This window comes from Nostoc sp. (assembly GCF_036916575.1).
GTDB lineage: Bacteria > Cyanobacteriota > Cyanobacteriia > Cyanobacteriales > Nostocaceae > Nostoc.
Genome location: NZ_JBALGC010000086.1, coordinates 64,891 through 89,759 on the forward strand (window position 1 = coordinate 64,891; position 24,869 = coordinate 89,759).

Consider the following 24,869-nt stretch of genomic DNA (forward strand, 5'->3'; position numbering starts at 1 on the left):
TAGGTGGATACTGTCTTATGCTTTTCAAGAAGATACTCTATCTTCCACAATCCTAACCAATAAACAAGTAATAGAGGTGAAGATAAATAAGAATAAATAATATATTATACATGTTACAAATATGAATAAATAATAGTTTATACATTTAAAATAGTCAAAGCTACCTAACAAAAAATAAAATTAAATTTTCATTTATCAAATAAAGTTTTTACCTGTTTTGCTTCTGTCTCCTCTTCCTACTCTTGAGAACTAAAATGGTAGCACGAGGAACTTTCCCTGATAGTTTGGATGAATTAATAGCAGAGTGCGAACTGACACAGGATGAACCGGAGTAGAAGCGCAAACAAATATCCTCTACTGCAATAAATACAGTTACCGCCACCTCAATGATGCGCTTGTAGTAAGCGCCTCTAGCCCTAGTTTTATGCAATTTAAATGCTCATGAGCTTAACACGCACAAATTGAAGCAGTATAAGGCAATACGCTTGGGTTAAGGCTAAAACTCTTTCTTCAAGTCAATTTTTTTAACGAACCGCCAAGGACGCAAAGGACGCAAAGAGAAGGAAGAAATTCTTAACCCAAGCGTATTGCAGTATAAGGAATCTAAACTTTAGATTAACCCTTGCATTAAGGAATAGGAACCGATCGCAATAATCGCTCAACAACAGTTCTAGCATTGCGTCCTCCTCTGGGAATAAGCCGATGGCAAAGAACGTGAGGGACGAGAAATTTCACATCATCGGGGATGGCATAATCACGCCCTAATAGAAAAGCTAGCGCTTTGGCAGCCCGTTGTAATGCTAATGTGCCACGCGGACTGACGCCAAGGGCTATTTCCTCATCTTGGCGTGTTGCCCGCACCAATTCAAGGATGTACTGCTGCAAGGAAGTTGCCACTTTTATTTGAGAGCAGAGGTAACGCAATTCCTGTACTTCTGCCAAGGTTATACAAGGCTGTAAATCAGTAACCTTCACACCATTTTGCAGCATCTGGAGTTCTTCTGCCTCGGAAGGATAGCCCAAACTCAGCGACAACATAAACCGATCCATTTGCGCTTCCGGCAGGGGAAAAGTACCTTGATACTCGATAGGATTTTGAGTGGCAATCACAAAAAATGGCTGGGGAACTGCACGAGAGACACCATCGACTGTTACCTGATGCTCTTCCATAACTTCCAGTAAAGCTGACTGAGTGCGGGGTGTAGCGCGGTTAATTTCATCAGTTAGGAGGATATTAGCAAAGACTGGCCCAGGAAGAAAAGTAAATTCGCCGCTTTTTGGGTTCCAGATGTTGGTGCCAGTGATGTCAGTTGGCAGTAAATCAGGGGTACATTGTAGCCGTTGAAACTTGCCATCTAGTGAACGAGCTAGGGATTTAGCAAGCAGGGTTTTACCAACACCAGGGACATCTTCTAGGAGGGCATGACCACCACCTAGTAAGGCTACTAGCACTAAGCGTATTGCCTCAGTTTTGCCGACGATGGTAAGAGCCAGATTTTGTGTTAAGGCGTCAATTTTTTCTCTCATGCGGTACGGGGAGTGGGGATTGGGGATAAGGGGCAATGGGGATTGGGGACTAAGAACTGGGAGATATAAATTAAATTCTTCCCAATGCCCAATGCCCTATCTATTGTTCCCACTCAGCACTGAGCACTCAGCACTGGGTACTCAAAATTCAGCACTCAAAACTTCTCTAGCAACAACGCAGTCAAGTTGAATTTGTGTTTTCAGGGCTTCTAGAGAAGGAAATTTTTGTTCAGGGCGCAAAAATTTAACTAGCTGCACAGCCAGTTTTTTACCATACAAATCACCAGACCAATCGAATAAATGTACTTCCGCAGATGAATAAATACCATTTACAGTTGGGCGGTTACCGATATTCATTACGCCTAAGCTCTCACTTGGAGCAGCATCTGATGTTTCACTGAGAGTGAAAACGCGGACAGCATAGACTCCTTGACGAGGCAAAAACTTTTCTTTTGGTAGTTGGAGGTTGGCGGTGGGAAAGCCAATTGTTCTGCCCAATTGTTGACCTTGAACAACATCACCAAGGAGGGTGTAAGGGCGTCCTAGTAGTAGATTTGCGTTTTCGATGTCGCCGTGCTCAAGGGTTTGACGGATCAATGAAGTGCTAATACGAGCATCTTGAGTTGGAGTAGTACTGACGCAATTGCTTTGGGTGGGCGAGTCACCTGTATAAGTTTGTAAGGGAACAATGGTAACGGGAATATTATGCTTGGCGGCGAGTAATTGCAAATCCTTAGCAGTACCACTGCGCTTTTCGCCAAAACAAAAATCCTGCCCGATGCTAATTCGCTGGCATCGTAGTTGTTGCACAAGAATTTTTTCGACGAATTCTTCGGGGGTCAAAGCAGATAATTCTTTGTCAAAGGGTAGTAGTACTAGTTGTTCTACCCCAAGCGATCGCAATTGTTGGACTTTTTCATCCAGTGGCGTTAACAAAGTCCGGGGTTGCCCTGTAAAAAACTCCTGTGGATGGGGGTCAAAGGTGACAACTGTTGAGTAAGTATATTCTTTATTTGTCAGTTGTCCGTTGTCTGTTGTTAGTTGTTGATTTTCGTTTGACTGCGGGTTACTAGCTACTGACAACTGACCACCAGCGTGCAAGACTGGTTGAATTACCCTTTGATGACCAAGATGAACACCATCAAACTTGCCAAGGGCAACAGCAGTCGGCGTTAGCAGCCCTTCGCTTGAAGGAGCAACCCACACAGAACACCCATTTTTAGACAAATTTAGCACGTGGATTCTGAGATTTTAGGTTTATTTTAGCTATCAGCAGGAAGCTACCTTATGGTAAACCTCCTTGAGGAGGACAGCTTTTGTAGACGTTCTTGAACTTCCACCAACTGCCCATGAGGTTTTGTGCTATTAGCCAGGATGTTGATGCTACCCATTTTAACTATCAGCCAAAAGCCTAAGCCACGGGAAGTCGCCCAAGATGGTTTCTTGTGCAATTAGCTGTCAAGCTAATTGCTAAGTCTAGATAACCCCAAATACCAGAGCTAAAAAGGCTCTAGTTTCGTGCTGAGACTGCAACGAGGTTACCCTCCGATCAGCGGCAATCTTAGGGCGTATGTGGATGTCTGGGCTGTGTTGGTGAATCTATAAAGTGTGTCCTCCTGTTGTCGCCCTTATTCTGTGGTCGGCGCTCTGACAACTCTGGGCAGCGCTGTCTCACCGTGCAGCCAACAGGTACGCTCTCGCGCTGAAAGCTTCTGATCACCAATCTAATCTAAAATCTCCAATTCCTCCGATCGCAATCTTTAGATAGAAAACTTCCTAACAGGAAAAGATTCTGATAAGGAAACTGAAGTGGAAACCTGAAGTATTATTCCTTCCCGTGCCATGATCGCCCCAGGAAATTTCGCCGCTGCTTGTTTCCCTACACGATCCAAAAAGTCGTCATCGTGCGCGGGGTCGTGGTGGTAAATTACCAGAGTTTTGACGTTAGCAGCTTGTGCCACTTTCACTGCTTCTTGCCAAGTAGAATGTCCCCAGCCAATTTTCGGGGATTTTGAGGAATAGTATTCTTCGTCAGTGTAGGTGGAATCGTAAATCATAATGTCGGCATTACGAGCTAGCCAAAGCACATTGTCATCGAGTCGGTCAGGAAAATGTTCGGTATCAGTAATGTAAACAGCAGCACCGCCACGCCAGTTTACGCGGTAGCCTACTGCTTCACCTGGATGGTTTAAAGGCGCTGTTTCTACGGTAACGTCATCAATGTGTATTGGTTGCCCTGGTCGAATGTCGTAGAAATTTAAATTGGCTTGCATAATCTGCAAGGGTACAGGAAAGTTTGGGTGCAACATTTGATCATTAAGGCGCTGTTCTATGGTAGAACCATCAGGTGCGATCGCGCCGTAAATATGAAAGTCATTCCCCTTAACAAACCCTGGGGTAAAGAAGGGAAAACCCTGCATGTGATCCCAGTGAGAGTGGGTAAAAAATATATGAGCTTCTAATGGCATTTGGCGCAATAAAGATTGCCCCAAAACATGTAGTCCCGTACCAGCATCGAAAATTAAGCGTTTATCGCCCGCTTGCATTGATATGCAAGGGGTATTACCGCCGTAACGAACGGTGTGTGGCCCTGGACTGGGGATGCTGCCGCGAACGCCCCAAAATTGTACGGTAAATTGGTTCTCTATCCTAGACATGGGTGTTGCTTGCTGGACTGAGCGGGCGATAAATGGAAAAATTGTTACTTATTTTGTCTAAGTTTATGCTGTCTCACCGATTTTGGTAGAGGGAGGATTTCTTGGTAAAACAGCATACCCTGTTTCTGGCTGATTGTGTAAATGTGGATGAGATCCTGTCAGGTAGAATTTTCCAGTTTTTGAGGTGAATGTGTATCCGTTATTTCAAGAGTGCCCCTACGTTATAGCCTACATTTTTCTGTGATGCATTTGAATAACCCCAGTTTTTTCCGGATAAATCAACTCATTTATAGAAACTTGAATTCCCACTCAGACAATTTATCTAGTCCAGTTGTGTAGGTAAGATTGTATTGTAACGGGGTAATACTGATGTAGTTTTTACGTACAACCTGTACGTCTGTCGGTACATTTTGAGGCAGATTTAATCCAGTTGGGGGTTCCACATCCTCAATTACCTCTCCGGTTAACCAGTAGTACGTTTTTCCACGAGGATCAACTCGTTTATTAAACACATCAATGTAACGTCGCACTCCTTGACGGGTAAGAGTAACTCCGGCAATTTCTTCCCACTGAACAGCAGGAATATTGACGTTGAGCAACATTAAATCTGGCAACGGTTTTTGGGCTAACTGGTCTACGAGAATTTTGGCAAACTTAGCAGCAGGTTGAAAGTCTTTAGATGTATGACTAATAAGACTTAGGGCTACACTGGGAATGCCTTCAATTAGACCTTCCATCGCCGCAGAAACAGTGCCGGAATACAAGATTTCAGTTCCCAAATTCGCACCTTGATTAATGCCAGAGAGAACCAAATCGGGGGGAGTCTCTAGCAAAGCCCACAGCGCCAATTTGACGCAATCTGAAGGTGTACCATCGCAAGCCCAAGCTTTGACAGCAGGATGAAAAATTTCTTCAACAATTTCAGCGCGAATGGGTTGGTGTAGAGTTAATCCGTGTCCAGTTGCCGATCGCTCTCGATCTGGGCAAACTACACTAACATCATGACCTGCCTCTGCCAAGTAGTTGGCTAGGGTACGAATACCCAAGGCAGAAATGCCGTCATCGTTGCTAATTAGTAATTTCATAGTCATTAGTCATTAGTCATTGGTCATTAGTTATTAGTTATTTGTTATTAGCCATTTGTCAATGTCTGAGGTCACAGGCAGCAAAAAAAACATACATACTCACTAGTACCCTGTGGCGTCAGTTTACCTACCTTTAACAAGGGGCTTCAGCCCCAAGCCTTGTTAATTTAGGACTTACGCATCAAGTACGAAATGTAGGGGCAATTCATGAATTGCGTCTACGGTAAATCAAGGCTTTCACTGCCTTTTTGCGTAAGTCCTGAATAGAGATGTTAGCTAGATTTCTGCGCCCGCTGTACTAGCCCAATCGTCTCTAACTGATAACCAGAGATTTGGTTTCGATGCTCACCTTTGGCTGATGTTAATGGCATAACTGTAAGTTTATTTATCGAGCAGTTCACAGCTTTTGACTATAGACTAATGACTAATGACCAATGACTAATAACTAATGACTAGCAATTTAGAAGCTCAACTTTTAGCACTGCGGCAGTCAGGAGAAAAAGCGATCGCAGCTGCTGATACCCTAGAACGTCTGGAGGAACTCAGAGTTAACTATCTGGGTAAGAAAGGGGAACTGGGGGCACTGTTGCGAAGTATGGGGCAAATGAGCGCAGAGGAACGACCGAAAATTGGAGCGATCGCCAATACAGTCAAAGAATCCTTGCAAACTAGTCTAGACCAGCAACGCGCCGCCCTGGAATCTGCACAAATTCAAGCTTTGCTAGAGGCGGAAACTCTGGATGTAACTATGCCGGGAATTTACAGCCCCCAAGGTCGCATTCATCCCCTCAATGGTATTATCGACCGGGCACTGGATATCTTTGTCGGTATGGGCTACACCGTGGCTCAAGGGCCAGAGATGGAAACAGATTACTACAATTTCGAGGCTCTCAATACCCCGCCTGACCACCCCGCCCGTGATATGCAGGATACCTTCTACCTCCCAGATGGTAATCTTCTGCGGACTCATACCTCATCGGTGCAAATTCGTTACATGGAAAGAGAGGAACCACCGATTCGGGTTGTTGCTCCAGGGCGAGTTTATCGGCGAGATAATGTAGACGCGACTCACTCAGCTGTTTTTCATCAAATAGAACTTTTAGCCATTGACGAGGGACTCACTTTTACAGATCTCAAAGGCACAATTAAGGTATTTTTACAAGCAATATTTGGCGAGTTACCAATTCGCTTCCGCGCCAGTTATTTCCCGTTTACCGAACCCTCGGCGGAGGTGGATTTGCAGTGGAATGGGCGCTGGCTAGAGGTGATGGGCTGCGGTATGGTCGATCCGAATGTACTTAAGTCTGTGGGTTATGACCCAGAAATTTATACTGGGTTTGCTGCCGGTTTTGGTGTAGAACGCTTTGCAATGGTGTTACATCAAATCGATGATATTCGTCGCTTGTATGCTAGCGATTTGCGGTTTTTGCAGCAATTTTAGGAAGCGATCACTTTAAATAATCAGGCAAACTAGACTCAGCGATGAGATGACCGAATTTTAGATTTTAAATTTGGGATTTTGGATTGAATAATTCAAAGTTCAAAATTTAGCACGGTGTAAGCTGATGCAGTTCACTTGGGATGAAAATAAGCGGCAATCAAATTTAGGCAAACACGGGTTTGATTTCGTAGATGCTTCTCAGGTTTTTGAAGGTGCAATATTCACGTTTGAAGATGAGCGCTATGCTTATGGAGAACAGCGCTTTATTACACTGGGACTATTGCACGGGCGAGTGGTGGTGATTGCCCATACAGAAGTTGGGGATGAAATTCGTGTGATTTCGATGAGGGAGGGAACTAAACGTGAGCAAATCATTTTCTTTCAAAGCCTCTCAAACTGACTGGGAGAGAATTGATGCAATGCAAGATGAGGACATTGATTTTTCTGACATTCCAGAAGTGACTGAAGAACAGATGAAGCAAGCAGTGCTGCGGGTTGGCGGAAAACCTATTGAACGGGGTCAACAACGTGTCGATATCCTCCTAGATGCTTTCATCGTGGAATACTTCAAGTCAAAGGCAGGTGAACAAGGATATCAAGTGCTAATTAATCAGGCATTGGCAGAATATATCCTAGCAAAAACAGTAGATTTATCAGTTTTAGAAGTCAACGAGACTTTATCAGATTGAAGTAAACTATCACTACACAACTCTCCTTTACGCCATATGACTGCGATCACTGGCAAACGTCTAACGCTTGAGGAATATTTGAAGTATAACGATCGCACCGATAGCCAGTATGAACTGATGGCAGGTGAGTTAGTTGCAATGCCACCCAAAAGTCCAAAAAATGTCCAGATATCTCTGTTTTTACTGGTAAATTTCCTCAAGTTCGTCCCGTTCAATCGGTTGAGTAACAAAGCTGAAATTGTTGTTGCTGGTTCTCGTGCAACAACTCGCATTCCTGACTTAGTTGTGCTGACGGATGAACTTACAACAGCCTTAGAAGGTGCAACGCGATCTACAATCACCTTGGATATGCCACCTCCGGCATTAGTTATTGAAGTCGTTTCTCCTGGCAAAGCTAATGAAGATCGGGACTACCGCTACAAACGTTCCGAGTATGCTGCTAGGGGAATTGCTGAATATTGGATTGTTGATCCACAAATAAACAGAGTTACTGTACTAACATTAGTTGATGGGTTTTATGAAGAAACCAGATTTACAGGGAATACTGCGATCGCTTCTACCATTTTCCCAGAATTTCAGCTAACGGCAGAGCAAGTACTCAACGCTGGAGAAAATAATGCGGTTAAAAGGCAGACAGACGAAGTGATTTGAGAGGTGCGATCACACAGTTTTCTTACTTAGTTGCAGATAAAGAAGCTACTTTATTGTACAAAAACCTTGCTTGAGTACAGTTACCCCATTCATTAACTGCAATTACAATTGCTTTCGTCTCAATTTCAGAGCAACATATCTTATAGTAAATCCTGTAATCATAAGATACTAAAGATGAATAGGAGAGATTTAATAGCTAGAGGATATTTCCCAAAAGAACTACCTCCTCCTTTTAATACAATTTCCCTCGCTGACTTTGCTACTTCTAGTAAAATAACATTTCCACGTTACCCGAAGAGAACTGCAAAAATTTATAGTCATAACCATGTTAGATACAACTCATTAAGAAGAAACTTAGGTGTTCCAAATCCAGTATTTTTCTTAGAAATTTCTGATTTATTAGATACTCATTGGTCTACAGTTAATCAAATAACAAAACGTTCTAATTTTTCAAAAAGTAAGCCTACTCATACCCCTCATCCACAACGTGAACGTTCTATTTCACCTATTCTCGATTTCTACTTAATTCCTGTTGAAAGAGCTAAAAATAGGATAGCCGGACGATATATATTACATACAGACATTTCTCGATTTTATCAATCTATTTACACTCATAGCATTCCCTGGGCAATACATGGAAAATCATTGGCTAAACTACAGAGAAATGACATGACTATTCTAGGAAATAATCTTGATAGAATTTTGAGAAATAGTCAAGATGGTCAAACGCTAGGTATCCCTATTGGCCCAGATACTTCATTAGTTATTGCCAAACTGATACTTTGTACAACAGATATAGAACTAGAAAAGCGATTAAAAAACACTTGTACCTATCCATTTAAAGGCTTCCGTTATAGTGATGATTATGAGTTTGTCTTTCAAAATATTTCAGATGCTGAATCAGCTTTAAGCCAAATTCAACAGGTACTTTCAGAGTTTGAATTAACTATTAACTCTGAGAAAACCAAAATTATTGAATTACCATGCTCTTTGGATTCAATATGGGTTTTAGAACTATCTGACTATAAATTTAGCGAAAATGGGCTTGCACAAATGCAAGATATTATTCGTTATTTTGATAAAGCATTTCAACTTAGAAATGAATTTCCTGGGGAACCAATACTCAAATATGCAGTTGCACGAATTAGTAATATTAGCAATCTTGACATCAATAATTGGTCTCTTCTTGAAAGTCTTCTCTTACAGTCAATTACTATTGAGCCTAGTACTTTGCGTGATTCTCTTTCAATAATTCAAGAAAAGAAGGTAAACAAATATAATATTAACTTCTCTTTGCTTGAAGAAGTTATTAACTTTCAAATCTACAGAAATGCAATACTTGGACATAGTAGTGAAGTAGCTTGGGCTATTTGGTCTGCAATGGTTTTTGACTTATCAATTAACAAGCTAGCTACAGAGTCTATTTCTAAAATGGAAGATTCTATAGTAGCAATTTTAGCTTTAAATGCACGTAAGCAAGGACAGATTAAAGAAAGTTTAGATACAAGTACATGGGAACAATTTTTAAATGAAGATGAACTTTATGGTCAGCAATGGCTCCTTTGTTATGAAGCTAATCTACAAGGGCATTTATCTAAAGGAGTCGATTACGTATCAAAAGATCCTTGGTTTTCTCTGCTAAAGGATAATGGCGTTACTTTTTATGGAAGTAAGACTCCCTTAGTTATTCCGCCAAGCTCTACTAGTGGCCCCTCTGGTAGATTCTGAACTTTGGCTATTTAATTTAACTTGTTAACACTAGTGTTTGGCGAGAAATTATTCTGCGCTCGCACCAGCCTCCTGCTGACCAAAACTATTGGTAAACTAAAGTCAACGCCAGTTCTGCTGAGTGATTCGTTCTATGTTTGCACATCGTGACGGTTTTTGCTGTATCAAAAGACCACTAAGAGGTTTTAGTAAGCAAAACCGTCCCTCTCCGAATCGGAGAGGGACAGACTTAAACTTTAGTTTAAGACAGGGAGAGGTTCGTCCAACTCACATTTATTTAACTATTCCTGAATGACCGGGGATATCTGCCAAAGGTTCAAATCTACCACCTATGTATTTGGCGAGAAACTCCTCGGCGATCGCATCCTTCAATTAAGCGATTTTCTACTCTGCTAAACCAGCCTACTGCTGACCAAAACTATTGATAAACTAGAGGCAACGCCAGTTCTGCTGAGTGATTTATTCTATGTTCGCTGAAACCTCCTCACGCTACGTTACCCGTAACCCGGAAATTTTGAGTGGAGAGCCAATTATTATAGGTACTCGGACATCTGTTCGTGCCATTGTCGGTTTGTGGCGGTTGGGGATTATGCCAGAAGAAATCCTGAACCATTTGCCACATCTGACGCTGGCACAAGTGTTCGATGCCTTGAGTTTTTATCTCGATTATCAAGCAGAGATTAATGAATACATCAAGCAAAACCAAGTACCCGATGAATTAATACATCCATCTGTAAAAGCTATGTTAGGCAAATCGTGACAGTTTTTGCTGCGCTTTACAGCGATGAGGATATGTCAGCTTTGGTTGCTACACTGTTACGTTCGCGCGGTCTGGATATCACAACCGTTCCTGAACAAGCAACCCTCGGTAAAACTGACCGTGAGCAACTTGAATTTGCAACTTTTATGAGCAGATGTATCCTGACACATAACCGTGTCGATTTTGAACGGTTGCATCTCCAGTATATAGATGAGAATAAAGAACATTTTGGAATTATCGTTGTGCCTCAGAAAAACGCTTATGAAATCGCACAACGGATTGGGATTCTGGTCAGCACACTAACTGCTGATGAAATTAGAAATCAGTTGTTTTATGCATAAATCGTTTCAAATTAAAAATATTAAGGTGGTCGGTGAATGACACTAACCACCATGCGTGAGACTTTATTTAACTATTCCTGAATGACCGGGGATATCTGCCAAAGGTTCAAACCTACCACCTATGTATTTGGCGAGAAACTCCTCGGCGATCGCAAAAAAGTGCAAGCGATTTTCTGGTCTGACAAAACCATGTCCTTCATCACTGTAAAGTACATATTGCACTGGTAAACCAGCTTGTTGCATTGCGTTGACAATTTGATCGCTTTCTGATTGTTTCACCCGTGGATCGTTTGCACCTTGACCGATGAGTAAAGGTTTTTGAATTCGGTCAGCAAAAAATAAAGGCGATCGCGATTTGAGAAACTCCTCTTCTGTCTCCAAGTTGCCAACACGATGATAAAGTATTGCTTTAATCGGTTCCCAATAGGGCGGTATAGTTTCTATCAGCGTAATCAAGCTACTTGGCCCGACAATATCCACGCCAGCAGCAAAGATTTCGGGTGTAAAAGTTAACCCCACTAGGGTGGCGTAACCTCCATAAGAACCGCCCATAATCGCAATCTTTTGCGGATCAGAAATGCCTTGTTCTACCAGCCAGTTCACACTGTCAATCAAGTCGTTGTGCATTGTACCACCCCATTCCCGATTACCAGCATTCAAAAATGCTTTACCGTAGCCCGTGGAACCGCGAAAGTTCACTTGCAGAACAGCATAACCCCGGTTAGCTAGCCATTGCGCTGTGGGAGAGAAACCCCAAATATCCCGCGCCCAAGGGCCGCCGTGAACCAGCAGTACTGTTGGTAGATTCTGGGTAGGTATTCCCACAGGAGTTGTCAGGTAACTGTGGATAGTCAAGCCATCCCGCGCTTCGTAGGAAATCGGTTGCATTGAAGCTAACTGCAACGCTTCGAGTTTGGGTTGGTTGCTAAAAAGGAAAGTGCTAGTTTTGGACTCTCGGTTGTAGGCATAGTAATAAACTGGGCCATTGTCAGTTTTATAAGCTAAAACCCAAGTTTTATCTTCCAAGTCGCGGCTAATTATAGAGAATTCTCCAGGACGCACCTTGGCGATTTCCTCAAAATCAGCGGCGATACTGCGATCAATTACCTGCCATTGCTGTTTATCTTTGTAGAAAGAAACTGCTTGGATAACTCGCGTCAGCGGCTGAATGATTATCCCCACAACATCATACTGCTGGTCTTCAGCAATGACGCTTTCTTGACGAGTGTCTAGGTCAACAGATAGCAGACGTTTGGCGTTAGCATCGTGATTCCCTTGAATATAAAGAGTTTTGCCATCAGCAGAGAAGCTAACAGAATTCCCTTCCTCTTCTGGCCCCCAGTGGCGGAGAATTTCCCACTGTTTATCTAGCGTTTTCTGCAATAAAAGGTCAAAGCCACCATCGGGTGTGCTAGCTGTCGCTGCACGGACTTGGAAATCGGCATCAGATGTCCAACTGATAATGTTACCGGGGTTGTCAGTGTCGAACTCTACAGCACCATTTATTAGGTTGATGCGGTAAACGTCAAACTTTTGGGGATTGTTCAAGTTCAACGCTACCAGCATTTGATCTGGAAATTTCGGTTCCAGTTCCACGAGTTCAGCTTTCACACCCTGGAATGGCGTTAAGTCACGCACAATTTTGGAGTGAATATTAACCAAGTGGAGGTGAAAGTTTTCATCACCATCCGAGTCCTGCATATAAATCAACTGGTCGGCGTTATAAGTCCAGAAGAAAATGCGGATACCGCGCTTTTTGTCAGCAGTTAGTATCTGGTCGTCTTCTTGTCCTACAGTTCGCAACCAAACCTGTAAGACATTTTTCTCATCAGGGGCAATATATGCCAAGTACTTGCCATCAGGCGAGAGTTGTGGGCTGGTTTTTTCAGGATTCCCAAACAGAATTTCGCGCGGAATCAACGGTGCTAGGGAGGGTGCTTGAGCAGATGACATATTTTTATCCTCTACTTGACCTCTTTATTGTTACTTAGTGGTGAAAATGACAATTCATCCTATTGGATGAACCTAACTGGAGAATAGATAGGGGAGCAGGGGAAAGAAGAAAGCTTTATCTTAGGGACTTCCCGCAATAAGATTACCTATCTTTTCCTTTGCGTCCTTCTCTGCGAGACGCTACGCGATGGCGGGTCGTAAAAAAAATTTAGGTATTCTAGCGGGAACGCACGACAGCGAACCAGCGAGAAGGGAGTAATACTTGTAAATGAGTCTTTTATACTCGCCGACGAGTCTTTGATATAGGTAAACGAGTCTTTTATAGGACTTACGCAACGCCGATATTGTCATTGCGACCGAAACGGAGTGTAGGGAAGCAATAAGAGCGTCAGGGGGGATTACTTCTCTACGAGACGCTCCGCGTAGCTTGCTTCGACCTAGGAGTACGCTATGGCTCGTAATGACGAAATTAGGTTATTTTTGCGTAAGTCCTGTTTTATACTCGCGGACGAGTCTTTTATACTTGTGAACGGAGTTATTGTATGGAATATTCTATTTCCTACACTCTGAAGTGTTCTACTAATTTGTCAAGTTTGATTTAATAGGTTCGTAGTTGGCGCTTTAGCGAAGACAGCGCCAACTACAAACAATCGTTAACCCAAGCGGATTGGGGACTAATCCTTGGCGTGACCTATTGACGGCAATTGTCGCAATGTCCGCAACGCCAGTTAGCACCTTCTTTGTCAAAACCAAAGGCATTTAACAAAAACTGCCAACGACACTGCTTTGTAGTCAGATATTGATGCATTTGTTTAGCGGCGTGTAATTGCGTTGGTGGCTGAGTTCCCGCTTTTTGCCCAATGGTGTAATGGAAAGGATCAAGCCAGTTTAACTGACCGTTGCTATGGAGTAAAGCTAAGGCGATCGCACCTTCGGGAAATTGTCTCTTTACTGCATTTACTTCTCCCTGTTTTGGTAATTTTTTCACAAGTTGCTGCGCTATTTGCTGTTGCGATCGCATTTGTTCTTCAAAAAACTGCTGTCTTTGCTTATCTTCTGAATCTAACCACCCTGTAGGTTCACTCACCAATGTTAACGCTTGGGCCGGTTTCCCATCCCTTCCAGCCCGGCCAATTTCTTGCACATATTCAGACAGCAAATGTGGCGCGTGAAAATGAATTACCCAACGAACATCAGGTTTATTTATCCCCATACCAAACGCACAGGTGCAGACTACAAAGGGTATTTTGCCACCTAACCAACTTGCTTCTACTGCACGGCGTTCTGTTGCACCCAATCCCGCATGATAACTAGCTGTGGCATAACCCATGTCTGCTAACCATTGGGCTAAATCCTCGCTATCTCTCCTAGTGCGAACATAAACTAATCCCGATTGTTGCGGTCTATTTTGAATAAACTTTAATAATTGTTGTTTCCTACCTCGTGGTGTCCAAGCAATGCGGACGCTGGGATGCAAGTTAGAACGGTAGGGATTCAAGCGGAAAATCTCTGGTTGCTCTAATTGTAAAACTGTTTGAATAATCTTTTGGGCTAAAGGGTCAGCAGTAGCGGTAAAAGCAGCAATGCTAATTTTTGTTCCCGGTGGTTTTGATTTTAGTAGTGCAGGACGTACCGCCCCTAATCTGCGATAAGCTGGGCGAAATGTCTCTCCCCACTGCACTAAACAATGAGCTTCATCTAAAATCAAACCATTAATTTGCAATTGCGGCTGACATAATCTTTCCCAGACTGGCGCACTTAACAAAGTTTCTGGCGATAAATAAAGTAATCTTAATTGTTGACATTCTAAAGCTTGCAGAGTTGCACGGCGTTGAGATGAAGACAATTCACTATGCAAAAGTGCTGCTTTTTGGTGGCTTTCTCGTAGTTCCTGTACTTGATTTTCCATCAACGCCACCAAGGGCGAAACTACCAAGGTTAATCCTGTTTGTAGCAGTGCAGGAAGTTGAAAACAAATCGACTTACCGCCACCTGTGGGCATAATAATCAGTGCATCTTTTTGTGCCAATAAACTGCTAACAATTTCTCCCTGTGGTGGACGAAAATCTTCATAACCCCAGATTTGTTGAAAAGCAGCACGGACTTCTTGCCAAGATTTGGTTGTAGACTGATCCATAATCAATGATAGATGCACCCATATCCTTGAACACTGAATATAGCCTCTGTTATCTAGCTAATGGTTCAGTAATTTCATCATTTTAGGTTGCAACCCACTGACTGCAAGAATGAATTAGAATTAATTATTATGGATCAACATATTAAATAGAAGATTCAGGCAGATGAACGAAGAATTAAAACATAAATTTTACATCAATACAGATAAATTTAAACTAGATATTCAAATAATTCATGATTTTTTACAAACTTCCTATTGGGCTGAAAACATCCCATTAGCTACTGTGGAAAAGGCAATAAACAATTCTTTATGTTTTGGACTTTATGAAGGTAATCAACAAGTTGGCTTTGCTAGAGTCATCACTGATTATGCAACTTCTGCGTTGTTAAAAGATGTTTTTATTCTAGAGCCTTATCGAGGACAGGGTTTAGGAAAATGGTTTGTAGAATATATTTTGGAATATCCAGAATTACAAGACGTTCAAAGGTGGATGTTAGGCACAAAAGATGCTCATGGACTTTATCGGCGTTATGGTTTTAAAAATTTGACAGAGCCAGAAAAAATCATGATGCGTTTAAATGCCAATGCTAATCAAGCATAAGCAATGTCTAAATTGAGCAAAGTTTATGTAAAGTAGTTTCACTCGATATAGCGCTTCTCGCTTGTATGCAATGCACTTTGACTTCTCTCCAAACCTCTCTCTTAAAAGGAGAGAGGCTTTGCTCTTACTCCCCAACGCTAGTAGGGAAGCAAGGTGGTTTCATACAAGCAGAGAAAAACTAAAACTGGGCTTCAAAGCCTCTCCCCCCGTGGGGGAGAGGTTTGGAGAGAGGGAAAAAGCCATGCTACAAAACGAGAAATCAAGACTTATGTATTTTTCTTTTTTCGTATGAAACCACCCTGCCCAACGCTAATAGGGAAGGGGCTGTTCTTGTTAGGTCTTTTGGACTCAACTGAGAAACGCTATAGCGCTCCTGGTTATTTACTAAAAGCGCTGATTGAGCAAACTATTTGACTACGAGAAAAACATTAGTGACTGTTCTGATTTTGGGAATGGAAGGGACAACCACCTGCCGTTAATTTCTGAAGAAAGTCACTCCTATCAAAATAATGCTCTAAAGACTCAATCTTCAAATCTTCAGTTATGCGAGCAATACTAACTCCCACTACTTCTACTGTTTCTCCTGTAGGTGCATAGTCTTTATAGGAACCATTAAATGTTCCCCAATGTCGCCACTTAAAAGTAACATTAGGCGGGCCCGAAAGCACTTCTGTTAATTCCCAAAGAAAGCCATTACGAAAAGTATTATGAAAAACTTGAACTGAAGATTCAAAGGTTTCTGATTTTGAGCTATACTGCTCACTTTCACCTAAAAATAAGTTATAAGTACCTTGAACTGCAACATCTTCAGCAGTGTATTTTTCTCCTCCATTGCTACTCATCTTAAACTTATCAGTAACAATCGAAAGCCACTGTTGAGGATTAGATTTATTAGAAGCTTCCATCTCAAAAGTGCGGACTAAATTTTGAGCGATCGCTTCTAAAGAATCTTCTGGATGCTGAAATTTGCTTTCTTGATGAAGAAATTCATTGGTGTAAGAATAATCTGGGCGTTTTCCTTCTCGCCACTGTACTTCTTCATCATGAGCAATGACTATATCTCTATCTTGCACCCAGAGCGGCAATTCTGGAGTTTTTTCGCTACTCATACAAGCTGACTGACTATAAACATCATTTTTGATGATAAAGTTTTATGGATATAAAGTAAATCTAAAAATCTGAAAAAGTAAAAAATATTTATAATGCAATATAGTTCAGTTAAAGTTATTTGTGGTATTTTCGATGTCTAGAGATGTTGCATTGCAACCTCCCTACATTCTTGCAAAAAAGCGAATAAGAGCAAAAGAAACCACAGATAAACACCTATATTTATCTGTGTTTATCTGTGGTTCTGTTTAACAAATCTCAACTTATGCAAGATATCTAATCCAGTATTGCATCCAGCTGGGAATCATAACAGAGATGCTTTTACACTTTCTGTGCAGATACTTTCTGTTGCTTTTCTTGAGTTTGCAATGCAGAGTACAGCCTGTTCAGGGCATTTACATAAGCTTGAGCAGATGCCACGATGATATCTGTGTTCGCTGCATGACCAGAAAACACTCTAGATTCATAACGTAAACGAATCGTCACTTCTCCAATGGCATCAATACCAGCTGTTACTGACTGCACAGAAAATTCAATCAACTCGTTGGGCACATTCACCACCCGGTTGATGGCTTTGTAAACTGCATCCACTGGCCCAGTCCCGATCGCAGCATCGGTTAATTCTTCACCTTCTGGGGTGCGGAGGGTGACTGTAGCGGTGGGTTTGGCATTGCTACCACAGGAAACTTGCACCAACTCTACCCGGAACAAATCAGGTGCTTGTTGGATTTCATCGTTAACAATCGCTTCTAAATCCCAATCAGAAATTTCTTTCTTTTTATCTGCTACCTCTTTGAATCTGACGAATGCTTTATTTAATTCCGTATCCGACACTTCAAAGCCCAATTCTTTCAACCGAGTGCGGAAAGCATTTCTACCTGAATGTTTGCCCAAAACTATTTGATTGTCTGTCAAGCCAATCAATTGGGCATCCATAATTTCATAGGTGAGTTTGTTTTTTAGCACACCATCTTGGTGAATTCCAGACTCATGGGCAAAGGCATTTGCTCCGACGATCGCTTTATTTGGTTGTACTAGCATTCCCGTCAAATTGGAAACTAAGCGTGAGGTTTTGTAAATTTGTCGGGTGTCGATATTTGTCAGGGATTCTTGAGAATCTTCTGCTCTTCCCAGATAGGGATTAAAATATTGTCGCCGCACATGCAGCGCCATTACCAATTCTTCTAGTGATGCATTTCCAGCGCGTTCACCAATGCCATTGATTGTACATTCTAGTTGCCGTGCGCCATTTTTCACGGCTTCTAAGAAGTTAGCAACTGCCAAACCTAAATCATTATGACCGTGAACGGAAATAATCGCTTGATCGATGTTGGGGACATTTTCGATAATCCCCTTAATTATGGCTCCAAATTCGCTAGGGGTTGTGTAACCCACAGTATCGGGAATGTTAACTGTTGTTGCACCAGCGGCGATCGCTCGCTCTAACACTTGGTAAAGAAATTCTGGATCAGAACGGGCTGCATCCATCGGCGAAAATTCTACATCTGTCATGAAGGACTTGGCGTATGCTACCATTTCCTCGGCGATCGCTAGCACTTCTGCCCGTGACTTTCGCAACTGATACTCTAAATGAATATCAGAAGTCGAAATAAATGTATGAATTCTGGCGTTAACTGCTGGTTTTAATGCTTCGGCGGCTGCTTCAATATCCGCTTTAATCGCTCTTGCCAAACTGCAAATTACCGGGCCATTTTCTGTGCCCACAATTTTGGCAATTTTGCTGACTGCTTCAAAATCTCCGGGACTGGCAAAGGCAAAGCCTGCCTCAATTACATCTACACCCAGACGCGCTAATTGCTTGGCAATAACTAGCTTTTCGTCTATATTCAAAGTCGCTCCCGGACACTGCTCTCCATCTCGCAATGTCGTATCAAAAATGATAATTCGATCTGTTTTGTTTGTCATTTGGGGTTTGTTGTTTAATTGTTACTTGTGGCTCAATATATCTTAAACCTTAGTTTTTCTTTTACTCTTTCCTTTGTAAATAATTACTAAGGCTACTAACCTTCGGTTTTTTCTATTTGATCTCTGATATCATTTAAATCTATATATCTATCGGTTGCATTCCGTAGCTCTCTAGCTATCATTCCTTCTGTTGATACTACCGTAATATGTGTATTTTTTGAGCGTAATAGTTCGATTGCTCTTTCAAAATCTCCATCGCCACTGAATAATACTACTCGGTCATACTGGTCTACTGTATTAAACATATCTACAACAATTTCAATATCTAAATTCGCTTTTTGCGAGTAACGACCAGAAGTATCATCATAGTATTCTTTAAGAATTTTAGTTCGGACTGTATATCCCAGACTAATTAGAGCATCTCTAAAACCTCGCTGATCTTGTGGGTCTTTTAAACCAGTGTACCAGAATGCATTAATTAAGGTTGTTTCTGATTGCTCATGTTTTAAGTATTCTAAGACTCGCCGCGGGTCAAAAAACCAGCCATTTTTTTGTTGAGCATAGAACATATTGTTTCCGTCTACAAAAATAGACAGACGATTCATTGGAGAACCCATACAAATTTACACCTAATAATATAAATGAATTTAGATGGAACAATAGATTATAGCAATTTTCAAATAGCAAGTTTGCTAATATCTATAAAGTAGCTCTTCATCTATAAGTTTTATCCTACCTCTTTCAAGGCATAAAAACGGCTGCAACATTAGAGTTGAGATACTGTGTGCTAAACCCTATTCACCTCCGACACTGCAAGAGCCACCCTGTGATCAAAATCTACCAATAAAATTGAACCAGTAACAGCATTTATAGCTGTATAACACTAAAGTTTACTCCTAAAGAGGTATAGCATAGGCTGACGGTAGGATATAAGTTAATCCCTATCTATAGGTAAAGCTTTCAGTATCAGGACACGCTTTGTGGGGAGTACCAATATTGCGCCAGAGACAGGAGACGGACTTAGGACAGCTTCTGGTAAAGCACCCAATTATGAGCGTACCTGTTGGTTAGGTGAGGGAAAAACCTCGCTATAACCAAATGCACAGGCAAAGTATATCCAGCTCTGATCTGTGAGACAATCACTAGTTGTAACTCACTCAACAGAAAAAGAAGAACTTAGATAGTGCTTGAGTAGGAATCTCTTGGGGGCTAGCTCTGTTAATAAAAGTTTGTTGATGAATAGAAAATACTTTACAAATGTATAAAATTATCATTTAAGTCTTATTTAAATGTGCTTGCATTAAAACGTGGTCTAAATAAAAGTGTTCGACTTAAATCAATCAGTAACACGACATGGCAGAAGAACCTACATCTACCTTAACTAAAAACTATGTCTCTGCTGCCAATAGACTGTCAAGTAAACCGACAAAAGTAACTTTGACAGCATCGGCTCGTCAGTCCAGGTGGATGGTTCGCTTAGGTCATCTACTCGCTGGCGCTTGGGTAATGGGGGCAGCACTGCTGAGTGCTTCCGGTTGGGAATTGGTTCAATTGATCGAAAATCAGACACAATCTTATTTTTTTCAACTGCGTGGGCCGATTGTGCCTCCCGAAGACATCGTAATTTTAGCAATAGACGATCAGTCAATATCAGTTCCCGAACAGTACTATAAAACAAATCCCAAACAGTATGCCTATCTAGAAACACTGAAATCTTTTCCTTATAAACGTGCTGCATATGCTCAGGTAATTACAAAATTAATTAAAGCCGGTGTCCGCTCGGTGGGGGTAGATGTCGTTTTTGACACGCCAAGTAGTTATGGAGTTACTGACGATCGCCAACTCCAGGCAGCATTGCAAAAATATGGCAGTAAAGTTACCTTAGCAGCCGTCTACGAAAATTCCCAGACGCACCAAGGGTCTTTTATGCAACTGATAGACCCACAACAGATGTTTCATACAGGCTCAGTGTCCATTGGCTCAGTTAATTACCCCGTGGAGGTGGATGGAAAAGTTCATCGATTAGCGAGTGAGTTTTCTAAGTTGTTAGCTGAAGATAATTTGATAGAGAAGCTACCCTCTTTTGATGAAGCAGCGCTCACAGCAGCACAAGTAAATTATCCTCAACCAAAAAGCGATCGCATTTATTTTTGGGGGTCTGCGGGTACATTTGAGCAAATACCCTTTTGGCATGTACTCGACCCGGAAAACTGGAACACCTATTTGCAACAGGGAAAGGTCTTCAAAGACAAGATAGTGCTGATTGGTGCAACAGATAAGTTAAACAATGATTATTATCCAGTCGCTGCTAGCAACAGCAGTAAACCCATGTCGGGCGTGGAAATTCACGCCAATGCAATCGCAACTTTGATGTCAGGTAAAGCGCTCGCCCCAGGAATTAACAGTCCACCGTTGCAGGGTTTGTTTGTGCTAATTCTAGTTGGCAGCACAGCCTTGATGATTAGCAGACGCAAGCGTAGTATCAATAGATTTCTATATAGCCTCGCCTTGTCTGGTACTTGGGTAGGAATTAGCTATGGGTTATTTGTCTATGATCAGTTAATTTTTCCTACTGCTGTACCAATGATTGCGATCGCGATGACCGGACTTTGCTACCTGGGAACCTCATTGGTGAGAGAAAGCATCCGAAAACGCCAATTACTAGACATTTTTCAGAAGTATAAAACTTCCGCCGTTGTGCAAGAGATTATCAGCCAACAAGATGACTTACAAGACTTAATCCAGCAACGAGATTTAGCTTTATCAGGAAAAGTCCTGGCTCAACGCTACAAAATTGTCAAAGTTCTCGGTTCCGGTGGATTCAGCGAAACCTACATTGCCGAAGATACTCAACGTCCTGGTAACCCGCGATGTGTTGTCAAACAATTAAAACCAGCCAACACTAAACCACAAGGATTGCAACTTGCCAGACGTTTTTTTAACTCAGAGGCGCAAACACTAGAAAAATTGGGAACACACAATCAAATCCCTCGACTTTTGGCGTATTTTGAAGAAGATGAAGAATTTTATTTAGTCCAAGAACAGATAATTGGTCATCCTTTAAATCAGGAACTCCCAGCAGGCAGAGCAATTGATGAAATTGCAGTTATCAAAATTGTCAGGGACTTATTGCAAACATTAACATTTGTCCATAAAAACAACGTGATTCACCGGGATATTAAACCCAGCAATATCATCCGGCGACACTCAGACGGAAAACTGGTATTAATTGACTTTGGAGCCGTCAAAGAAGTCAGCACAAAACAGCTTGATCATCAAGAGCAAATCCCCTTGACCATTGGCATTGGTACTCAGGGTTACGCACCAAGCGAGCAATGTTTTGGGCGTCCCCACTACAGTAGTGATATCTATGCAGTCGGTATGGTTGGGATTAAAGCCTTGACTGGTATAGCACCTCGTGAGCTTTGTCGAGATGCTGATGGAGAGATAAAATGGAGCGATGCCTACGGCGGTAAACTCCAGGCGCAAGTGAGCCACTCTTTAGCTAATATTCTCAGTAAAATGGTGCTGGAGGACTTTAAACAGCGATATCAGTCTGCATCAGAGGCTCTTAAGGATCTTGAAGCTCTTGAAGCTTTTAATGATGTTGTAAATTCCCAAAGCAGATACCCTATGCCACAGGATGACTCATTAATGAATACTTTAGACGATTTAGGCACTCCCACAAAATCTTGTTCACAAGGACAAGAGACTGACAAATAAAAAAATATCCAATTGCTGTGGAAGCTGTTCTTGAGCAGGGGAAGCAGAATCGGATAGTTATATTGGATACAAGGATTTGGATAATTTAATTTTTGGAGTTCCCCAAGAATAATTAGGCATAAGGGCGGGGAGCAGAGAAGAAGAATTTTCCCCCATGCACCGCGCCCCCTTCTCTGTTCGTGCCTTTTTTACTCAACCCTGCACGTGATTTTAATTTAAGGACAAGAATTCTTCTCCTGTCGTCGGATGAATGACTATTGTTTCATCCAAATCTTCTTTGGTAATGCCCTTGCGAATTGCCACGCCAAGACTTTGAATGATATCTGCTGCGTGTTCACCCACCATATGAGCACCCAAAACTTGCCCAGAATCACCATTTAACACTAACTTCATAGTGGTTGGCTCATTCTGTTCAATTAGCTGATACAACAGTGGTTGGAACTCGGTGGAGTCGCATTGTACAGATTCACCAAATTTTTCCCGTGCTTTCGCTTCTGTCATTCCCACACTAGCCGCTTCTGGACGGCAAAAAACAGCAGTGGGCACATAATCATAATTCAGTTTTTGCGGCTTGTTCCCAAAAACTGTATCGGCAAAGGCAATACCTTCTGCCTTAGCCACTGGAGACAATTGCAGGCGGCTGGTGCAGTCACCTACAGCAAAAATGTTTTCTTGGCTGGTGCGGCTGTATTCATCTACTTTAATTGCACCATCTTCGCCAAGTTCAACATGGGCATTTTCCAAACCAAGATTCTTGGTATTTGGAGCGTAACCTGTGGCAACTAAGATGGTATCTGCTGTAATTATTTCTCGGTTCTCAGCAGCAATAGTTAACAACAAACCTTCTTCTGAGAATTTGATTTCTTGAACGGTGCTATTGGTGAACAACTTAATTCCACGTTTACTCAAACCCTGTTGTACCGCAGAGCGAATGTCATTATCAAACCCCGATAAAATCATCTCGTCTTTTTCAATTACCGTCACCTCGCAGCCGAAAGCGTGCATCATGCTGGAAAATTCGATGCCAATGTAGCCGCCGCCAATGACTGCTAAACGTTTCGGCAGATAAGGTAGCTGAAACATCTCGCGAGATGTGATGGCGTATTCTATACCTGGGATTTGGGGCTTGAGGGGTTGCCCTCCCACAGCAATTAAAATTTTGTCTGCTGTAATTTTGCGTCCATTGATATTGATAGTATGGGTATCGATGAAAGTGGCATGTTCAGAAATTAGTTCAATTCCAGCTTTGTGCAATTGCTGAAAATAGGACTGGTTAATCTTGTCAATATGCTGGTGTACTGACTTAATAAATAATGTCCAGTCAAAGTATGTTTGACAGTCACTCCACCCATAACTGTGCGCTATTTGATTTTGCAGAGCGAAGTCAGCGGCGTAAACAATCAGTTTTTTGGGAACGCAACCGCGATTTACACAAGTTCCACCGATGGCTTCTTGTTCAGCAACTGCTACACGGACACCGTAGCTAGCTGCTTTTTTAGCTGCTGCCAATCCCCCAGGCCCAGCACCAATGACAAACAGGTCGTAATCAAATGTCATAAAAATCTGTTCCTTTTTTACTGTTTGGAAAGCAGAGCTATTTCATCCCTTATAGTTATTCAGACAAAGCTTCATCTACTGTCTTTGGGTGGACAAATTGGGATGAAACCACCCTGATATGTAGCAGATTGCCGCCTTCCTAGCAATTAGACCCAAAAGGAACAGCGATCGCCCAATTATCGCTAAGTTATATTACATTATCTTGCCAAAGAAGCATTTTGTCTATTCTACAAGAGGTAGATGTTTGCGATCGCTTAGTTTGGGCGGGTATGCGATCGCACTTTTAAGCAGCAGCCATCCTGTAGAAAAACTGGAGATGCCTTATTTGCGGATGATTATGGTTAATCAAGGAAAATTTGCATTTTCTCTGTATCCTATCTCATTCCCAAGTGCTTAAAACTATTAATAGGCTTAGTTGACAATTGGCAGGCTTTCTGTAGACTGATTGCTCAAAGTAAAAAGAGCCACATCGCCTATAACGGAGGCTAATGGCTCCAATACTGAGTTCATTGAGGATTGAGTCACGAAATTTCGGTCTTCCCAAACTTATAAAAAAGGTTTTTGGGATTAGTGAATCGGTGTTCTAGCTTCTCGTGCCTGCCTCAATAGATAAATTCCCTGAACTCAACCCTATAGCCTTAGCCGGGACATAGCCCTTCCTGGCACTCAGGGCCTCGAACAATATGGGTATCATAAAAGACCTTTACTGCTGTAGAGTTGTAACGGTCAAGCTTCTGCAAGTAATTCCAAGCGGTGAGTGCAATTGCTGTATCGAGGTTCTGTCGTGGTGTCAGGATAATACGTCCGTTAAAGTAGCTCAAAGATCGCGCCTGCTGCCGTAATTGGGTCAACTCTTGATCTTTAATTTGCTTAGGATTGTAGCTAATAATTACCCCACCGTGTTCCAAATTATGTACTAAAAATTCATCGGCGGGCGGTTCTTTGTATATACCCCACGCTGCTGGGTAGGGGTAGTGCGGTCCGGA

21 protein-coding genes are annotated in these 24,869 nt (G+C 42.0%); 10 read left to right on the plus strand and 11 right to left on the minus strand.

All coding sequences use genetic code 11. The features are described 5' to 3' along the window. Nucleotides 1-627: 627 nt before the first annotated feature. The 4 genes from V7L29_RS18020 to surE form a co-directional block, all read right to left on the minus strand. Entirely contained in the window at nucleotides 628-1,527 is a 900-nt protein-coding gene (locus tag V7L29_RS18020) for an AAA family ATPase (protein ID WP_334736345.1), read from the minus strand. A 141-nt stretch (nucleotides 1,528-1,668) separates the two neighbouring features. Next, on the minus strand, nucleotides 1,669-2,763 hold the full coding sequence (locus V7L29_RS18025; protein ID WP_334736346.1) for a bifunctional riboflavin kinase/FAD synthetase: 1,095 nt from the start codon (nucleotides 2,761-2,763) through the stop codon (nucleotides 1,669-1,671). Between the two features lie 524 nt (nucleotides 2,764-3,287). Then, nucleotides 3,288-4,184: an MBL fold metallo-hydrolase gene (locus V7L29_RS18030; RefSeq protein WP_334693838.1), complete on the minus strand. Its 897-nt coding sequence runs from the start codon at nucleotides 4,182-4,184 to the stop codon at nucleotides 3,288-3,290. 287 nt (nucleotides 4,185-4,471) lie between these two features. Continuing rightward, entirely contained in the window at nucleotides 4,472-5,269 is a 798-nt protein-coding gene (surE, locus tag V7L29_RS18035; RefSeq protein ID WP_334736357.1) for a 5'/3'-nucleotidase SurE, read from the minus strand. A gap of 448 nt (nucleotides 5,270-5,717) precedes the next feature. Between surE and pheS the strand changes: the two genes are divergently transcribed. The 7 genes from pheS to V7L29_RS18070 all read left to right on the plus strand — a co-directional run bounded on the left by pheS (nucleotide 5,718) and on the right by V7L29_RS18070 (nucleotide 10,879). Then, nucleotides 5,718-6,710, plus strand: coding sequence for a phenylalanine--tRNA ligase subunit alpha (gene pheS, locus V7L29_RS18040; RefSeq protein ID WP_334693837.1), 993 nt, complete (start codon nucleotides 5,718-5,720; stop codon nucleotides 6,708-6,710). Between the two features lie 124 nt (nucleotides 6,711-6,834). Continuing rightward, nucleotides 6,835-7,110: a BrnT family toxin gene (locus V7L29_RS18045; RefSeq protein ID WP_334736347.1), complete on the plus strand. Its 276-nt coding sequence runs from the start codon at nucleotides 6,835-6,837 to the stop codon at nucleotides 7,108-7,110. Beyond that, nucleotides 7,073-7,399, plus strand: a complete 327-nt coding sequence (locus tag V7L29_RS18050; protein WP_334693835.1) for a BrnA antitoxin family protein — start codon at nucleotides 7,073-7,075, stop codon at nucleotides 7,397-7,399. The genes V7L29_RS18045 and V7L29_RS18050 overlap by 38 nt, the downstream gene beginning before the upstream one ends. Before the next feature lie 36 nt (nucleotides 7,400-7,435). After that, nucleotides 7,436-8,050, plus strand: a complete 615-nt coding sequence (locus V7L29_RS18055; protein ID WP_334736348.1) for a Uma2 family endonuclease — start codon at nucleotides 7,436-7,438, stop codon at nucleotides 8,048-8,050. 174 nt (nucleotides 8,051-8,224) lie between these two features. Next, complete coding sequence (locus V7L29_RS18060) at nucleotides 8,225-9,778, plus strand: RNA-directed DNA polymerase (protein WP_334736349.1); 1,554 nt, start codon at nucleotides 8,225-8,227, stop codon at nucleotides 9,776-9,778. Nucleotides 9,779-10,244: 466 nt separating this feature from the next. Beyond that, nucleotides 10,245-10,538: a DUF433 domain-containing protein gene (locus tag V7L29_RS18065; protein ID WP_334693830.1), complete on the plus strand. Its 294-nt coding sequence runs from the start codon at nucleotides 10,245-10,247 to the stop codon at nucleotides 10,536-10,538. After that, a complete protein-coding gene (locus tag V7L29_RS18070) occupies nucleotides 10,535-10,879 on the plus strand; it encodes a DUF5615 family PIN-like protein (RefSeq protein ID WP_334693829.1) in 345 nt (114 codons plus the stop codon). The genes V7L29_RS18065 and V7L29_RS18070 overlap by 4 nt, the downstream gene beginning before the upstream one ends. Nucleotides 10,880-10,942: 63 nt before the next feature. On the opposite strand, the gene V7L29_RS18075 is transcribed toward V7L29_RS18070, so the two are convergent. Continuing rightward, the gene (locus V7L29_RS18075; RefSeq protein WP_334736350.1) at nucleotides 10,943-12,832 is read right to left on the minus strand and encodes a S9 family peptidase; all 1,890 of its coding nucleotides are present in this window, start codon (nucleotides 12,830-12,832) and stop codon (nucleotides 10,943-10,945) included. 691 nt (nucleotides 12,833-13,523) lie between these two features. Continuing rightward, a complete protein-coding gene (locus V7L29_RS18080) occupies nucleotides 13,524-14,969 on the minus strand; it encodes a RecQ family ATP-dependent DNA helicase (RefSeq protein ID WP_334736351.1) in 1,446 nt (481 codons plus the stop codon). A gap of 163 nt (nucleotides 14,970-15,132) precedes the next feature. Here V7L29_RS18080 and V7L29_RS18085 point away from each other — a divergent pair, with 163 nt between their 5' ends. Next, nucleotides 15,133-15,570, plus strand: a complete 438-nt coding sequence (locus V7L29_RS18085) for a GNAT family N-acetyltransferase (RefSeq protein ID WP_334693826.1) — start codon at nucleotides 15,133-15,135, stop codon at nucleotides 15,568-15,570. 428 nt (nucleotides 15,571-15,998) lie between these two features. Here V7L29_RS18085 and V7L29_RS18090 read toward each other — a convergent pair whose 3' ends face one another. From V7L29_RS18090 to V7L29_RS18100, 3 genes are all read right to left on the minus strand, one after another. Then, nucleotides 15,999-16,679 (minus strand): SnoaL-like polyketide cyclase, encoded by a 681-nt coding sequence (locus V7L29_RS18090; protein WP_334693825.1) that lies wholly within the window; start codon nucleotides 16,677-16,679, stop codon nucleotides 15,999-16,001. A 319-nt stretch (nucleotides 16,680-16,998) separates the two neighbouring features. Beyond that, nucleotides 16,999-18,603 carry a 2-isopropylmalate synthase gene (locus V7L29_RS18095; protein ID WP_334736352.1) on the minus strand — a complete coding sequence of 535 codons (1,605 nt, stop codon included), beginning with the start codon at nucleotides 18,601-18,603 and terminating at the stop codon, nucleotides 16,999-17,001. A gap of 95 nt (nucleotides 18,604-18,698) precedes the next feature. After that, on the minus strand, nucleotides 18,699-19,220 hold the full coding sequence (locus V7L29_RS18100) for a LabA-like NYN domain-containing protein (RefSeq protein ID WP_273766051.1): 522 nt from the start codon (nucleotides 19,218-19,220) through the stop codon (nucleotides 18,699-18,701). 736 nt (nucleotides 19,221-19,956) lie between these two features. On the opposite strand from V7L29_RS18100, the gene V7L29_RS18105 reads away from it, so the two are divergent. Then, nucleotides 19,957-22,326, plus strand: coding sequence for a CHASE2 domain-containing serine/threonine-protein kinase (locus V7L29_RS18105; RefSeq protein ID WP_334736353.1), 2,370 nt, complete (start codon nucleotides 19,957-19,959; stop codon nucleotides 22,324-22,326). A gap of 210 nt (nucleotides 22,327-22,536) precedes the next feature. On the opposite strand, the gene gorA is transcribed toward V7L29_RS18105, so the two are convergent. Further along, nucleotides 22,537-23,883 (minus strand): glutathione-disulfide reductase, encoded by a 1,347-nt coding sequence (gene gorA / locus V7L29_RS18110; protein ID WP_334736354.1) that lies wholly within the window; start codon nucleotides 23,881-23,883, stop codon nucleotides 22,537-22,539. 202 nt (nucleotides 23,884-24,085) lie between these two features. Here gorA and V7L29_RS18115 point away from each other — a divergent pair, with 202 nt between their 5' ends. Further along, a complete protein-coding gene (locus V7L29_RS18115; RefSeq protein WP_334736355.1) occupies nucleotides 24,086-24,280 on the plus strand; it encodes a hypothetical protein in 195 nt (64 codons plus the stop codon). Nucleotides 24,281-24,521: 241 nt separating this feature from the next. Here the strand turns inward: V7L29_RS18115 and V7L29_RS18120 are convergent. After that, on the minus strand, nucleotides 24,522-24,869 hold a 348-nt coding region (locus V7L29_RS18120; protein ID WP_334736356.1), incomplete at its 5' end, for a DUF3105 domain-containing protein.

What these genes read in the sequence shown, in the direction of transcription:
- V7L29_RS18080 (WP_334736351.1), bottom strand. Translation starts at nt 14,969, where the DNA reads ATGGATCAGTCTACAACCAAATCTTGGCAAGAAGTCCGTGCTGCTTTT.
- V7L29_RS18065 (WP_334693830.1), top strand. Translation starts at nt 10,245, where the DNA reads ATGTTCGCTGAAACCTCCTCACGCTACGTTACCCGTAACCCGGAAATT.
- pheS (WP_334693837.1), top strand. Translation starts at nt 5,718, where the DNA reads ATGACTAGCAATTTAGAAGCTCAACTTTTAGCACTGCGGCAGTCAGGA.
- V7L29_RS18020 (WP_334736345.1), bottom strand. Translation starts at nt 1,527, where the DNA reads ATGAGAGAAAAAATTGACGCCTTAACACAAAATCTGGCTCTTACCATC.
- V7L29_RS18075 (WP_334736350.1), bottom strand. Translation starts at nt 12,832, where the DNA reads ATGTCATCTGCTCAAGCACCCTCCCTAGCACCGTTGATTCCGCGCGAA.
- V7L29_RS18060 (WP_334736349.1), top strand. Translation starts at nt 8,225, where the DNA reads ATGAATAGGAGAGATTTAATAGCTAGAGGATATTTCCCAAAAGAACTA.
- V7L29_RS18090 (WP_334693825.1), bottom strand. Translation starts at nt 16,679, where the DNA reads ATGAGTAGCGAAAAAACTCCAGAATTGCCGCTCTGGGTGCAAGATAGA.
- V7L29_RS18105 (WP_334736353.1), top strand. Translation starts at nt 19,957, where the DNA reads ATGGCAGAAGAACCTACATCTACCTTAACTAAAAACTATGTCTCTGCT.
- V7L29_RS18055 (WP_334736348.1), top strand. Translation starts at nt 7,436, where the DNA reads ATGACTGCGATCACTGGCAAACGTCTAACGCTTGAGGAATATTTGAAG.
- V7L29_RS18100 (WP_273766051.1), bottom strand. Translation starts at nt 19,220, where the DNA reads ATGGGTTCTCCAATGAATCGTCTGTCTATTTTTGTAGACGGAAACAAT.
- surE (WP_334736357.1), bottom strand. Translation starts at nt 5,269, where the DNA reads ATGAAATTACTAATTAGCAACGATGACGGCATTTCTGCCTTGGGTATT.
- gorA (WP_334736354.1), bottom strand. Translation starts at nt 23,883, where the DNA reads ATGACATTTGATTACGACCTGTTTGTCATTGGTGCTGGGCCTGGGGGA.
- V7L29_RS18030 (WP_334693838.1), bottom strand. Translation starts at nt 4,184, where the DNA reads ATGTCTAGGATAGAGAACCAATTTACCGTACAATTTTGGGGCGTTCGC.
- V7L29_RS18085 (WP_334693826.1), top strand. Translation starts at nt 15,133, where the DNA reads ATGAACGAAGAATTAAAACATAAATTTTACATCAATACAGATAAATTT.
- V7L29_RS18095 (WP_334736352.1), bottom strand. Translation starts at nt 18,603, where the DNA reads ATGACAAACAAAACAGATCGAATTATCATTTTTGATACGACATTGCGA.
- V7L29_RS18045 (WP_334736347.1), top strand. Translation starts at nt 6,835, where the DNA reads ATGCAGTTCACTTGGGATGAAAATAAGCGGCAATCAAATTTAGGCAAA.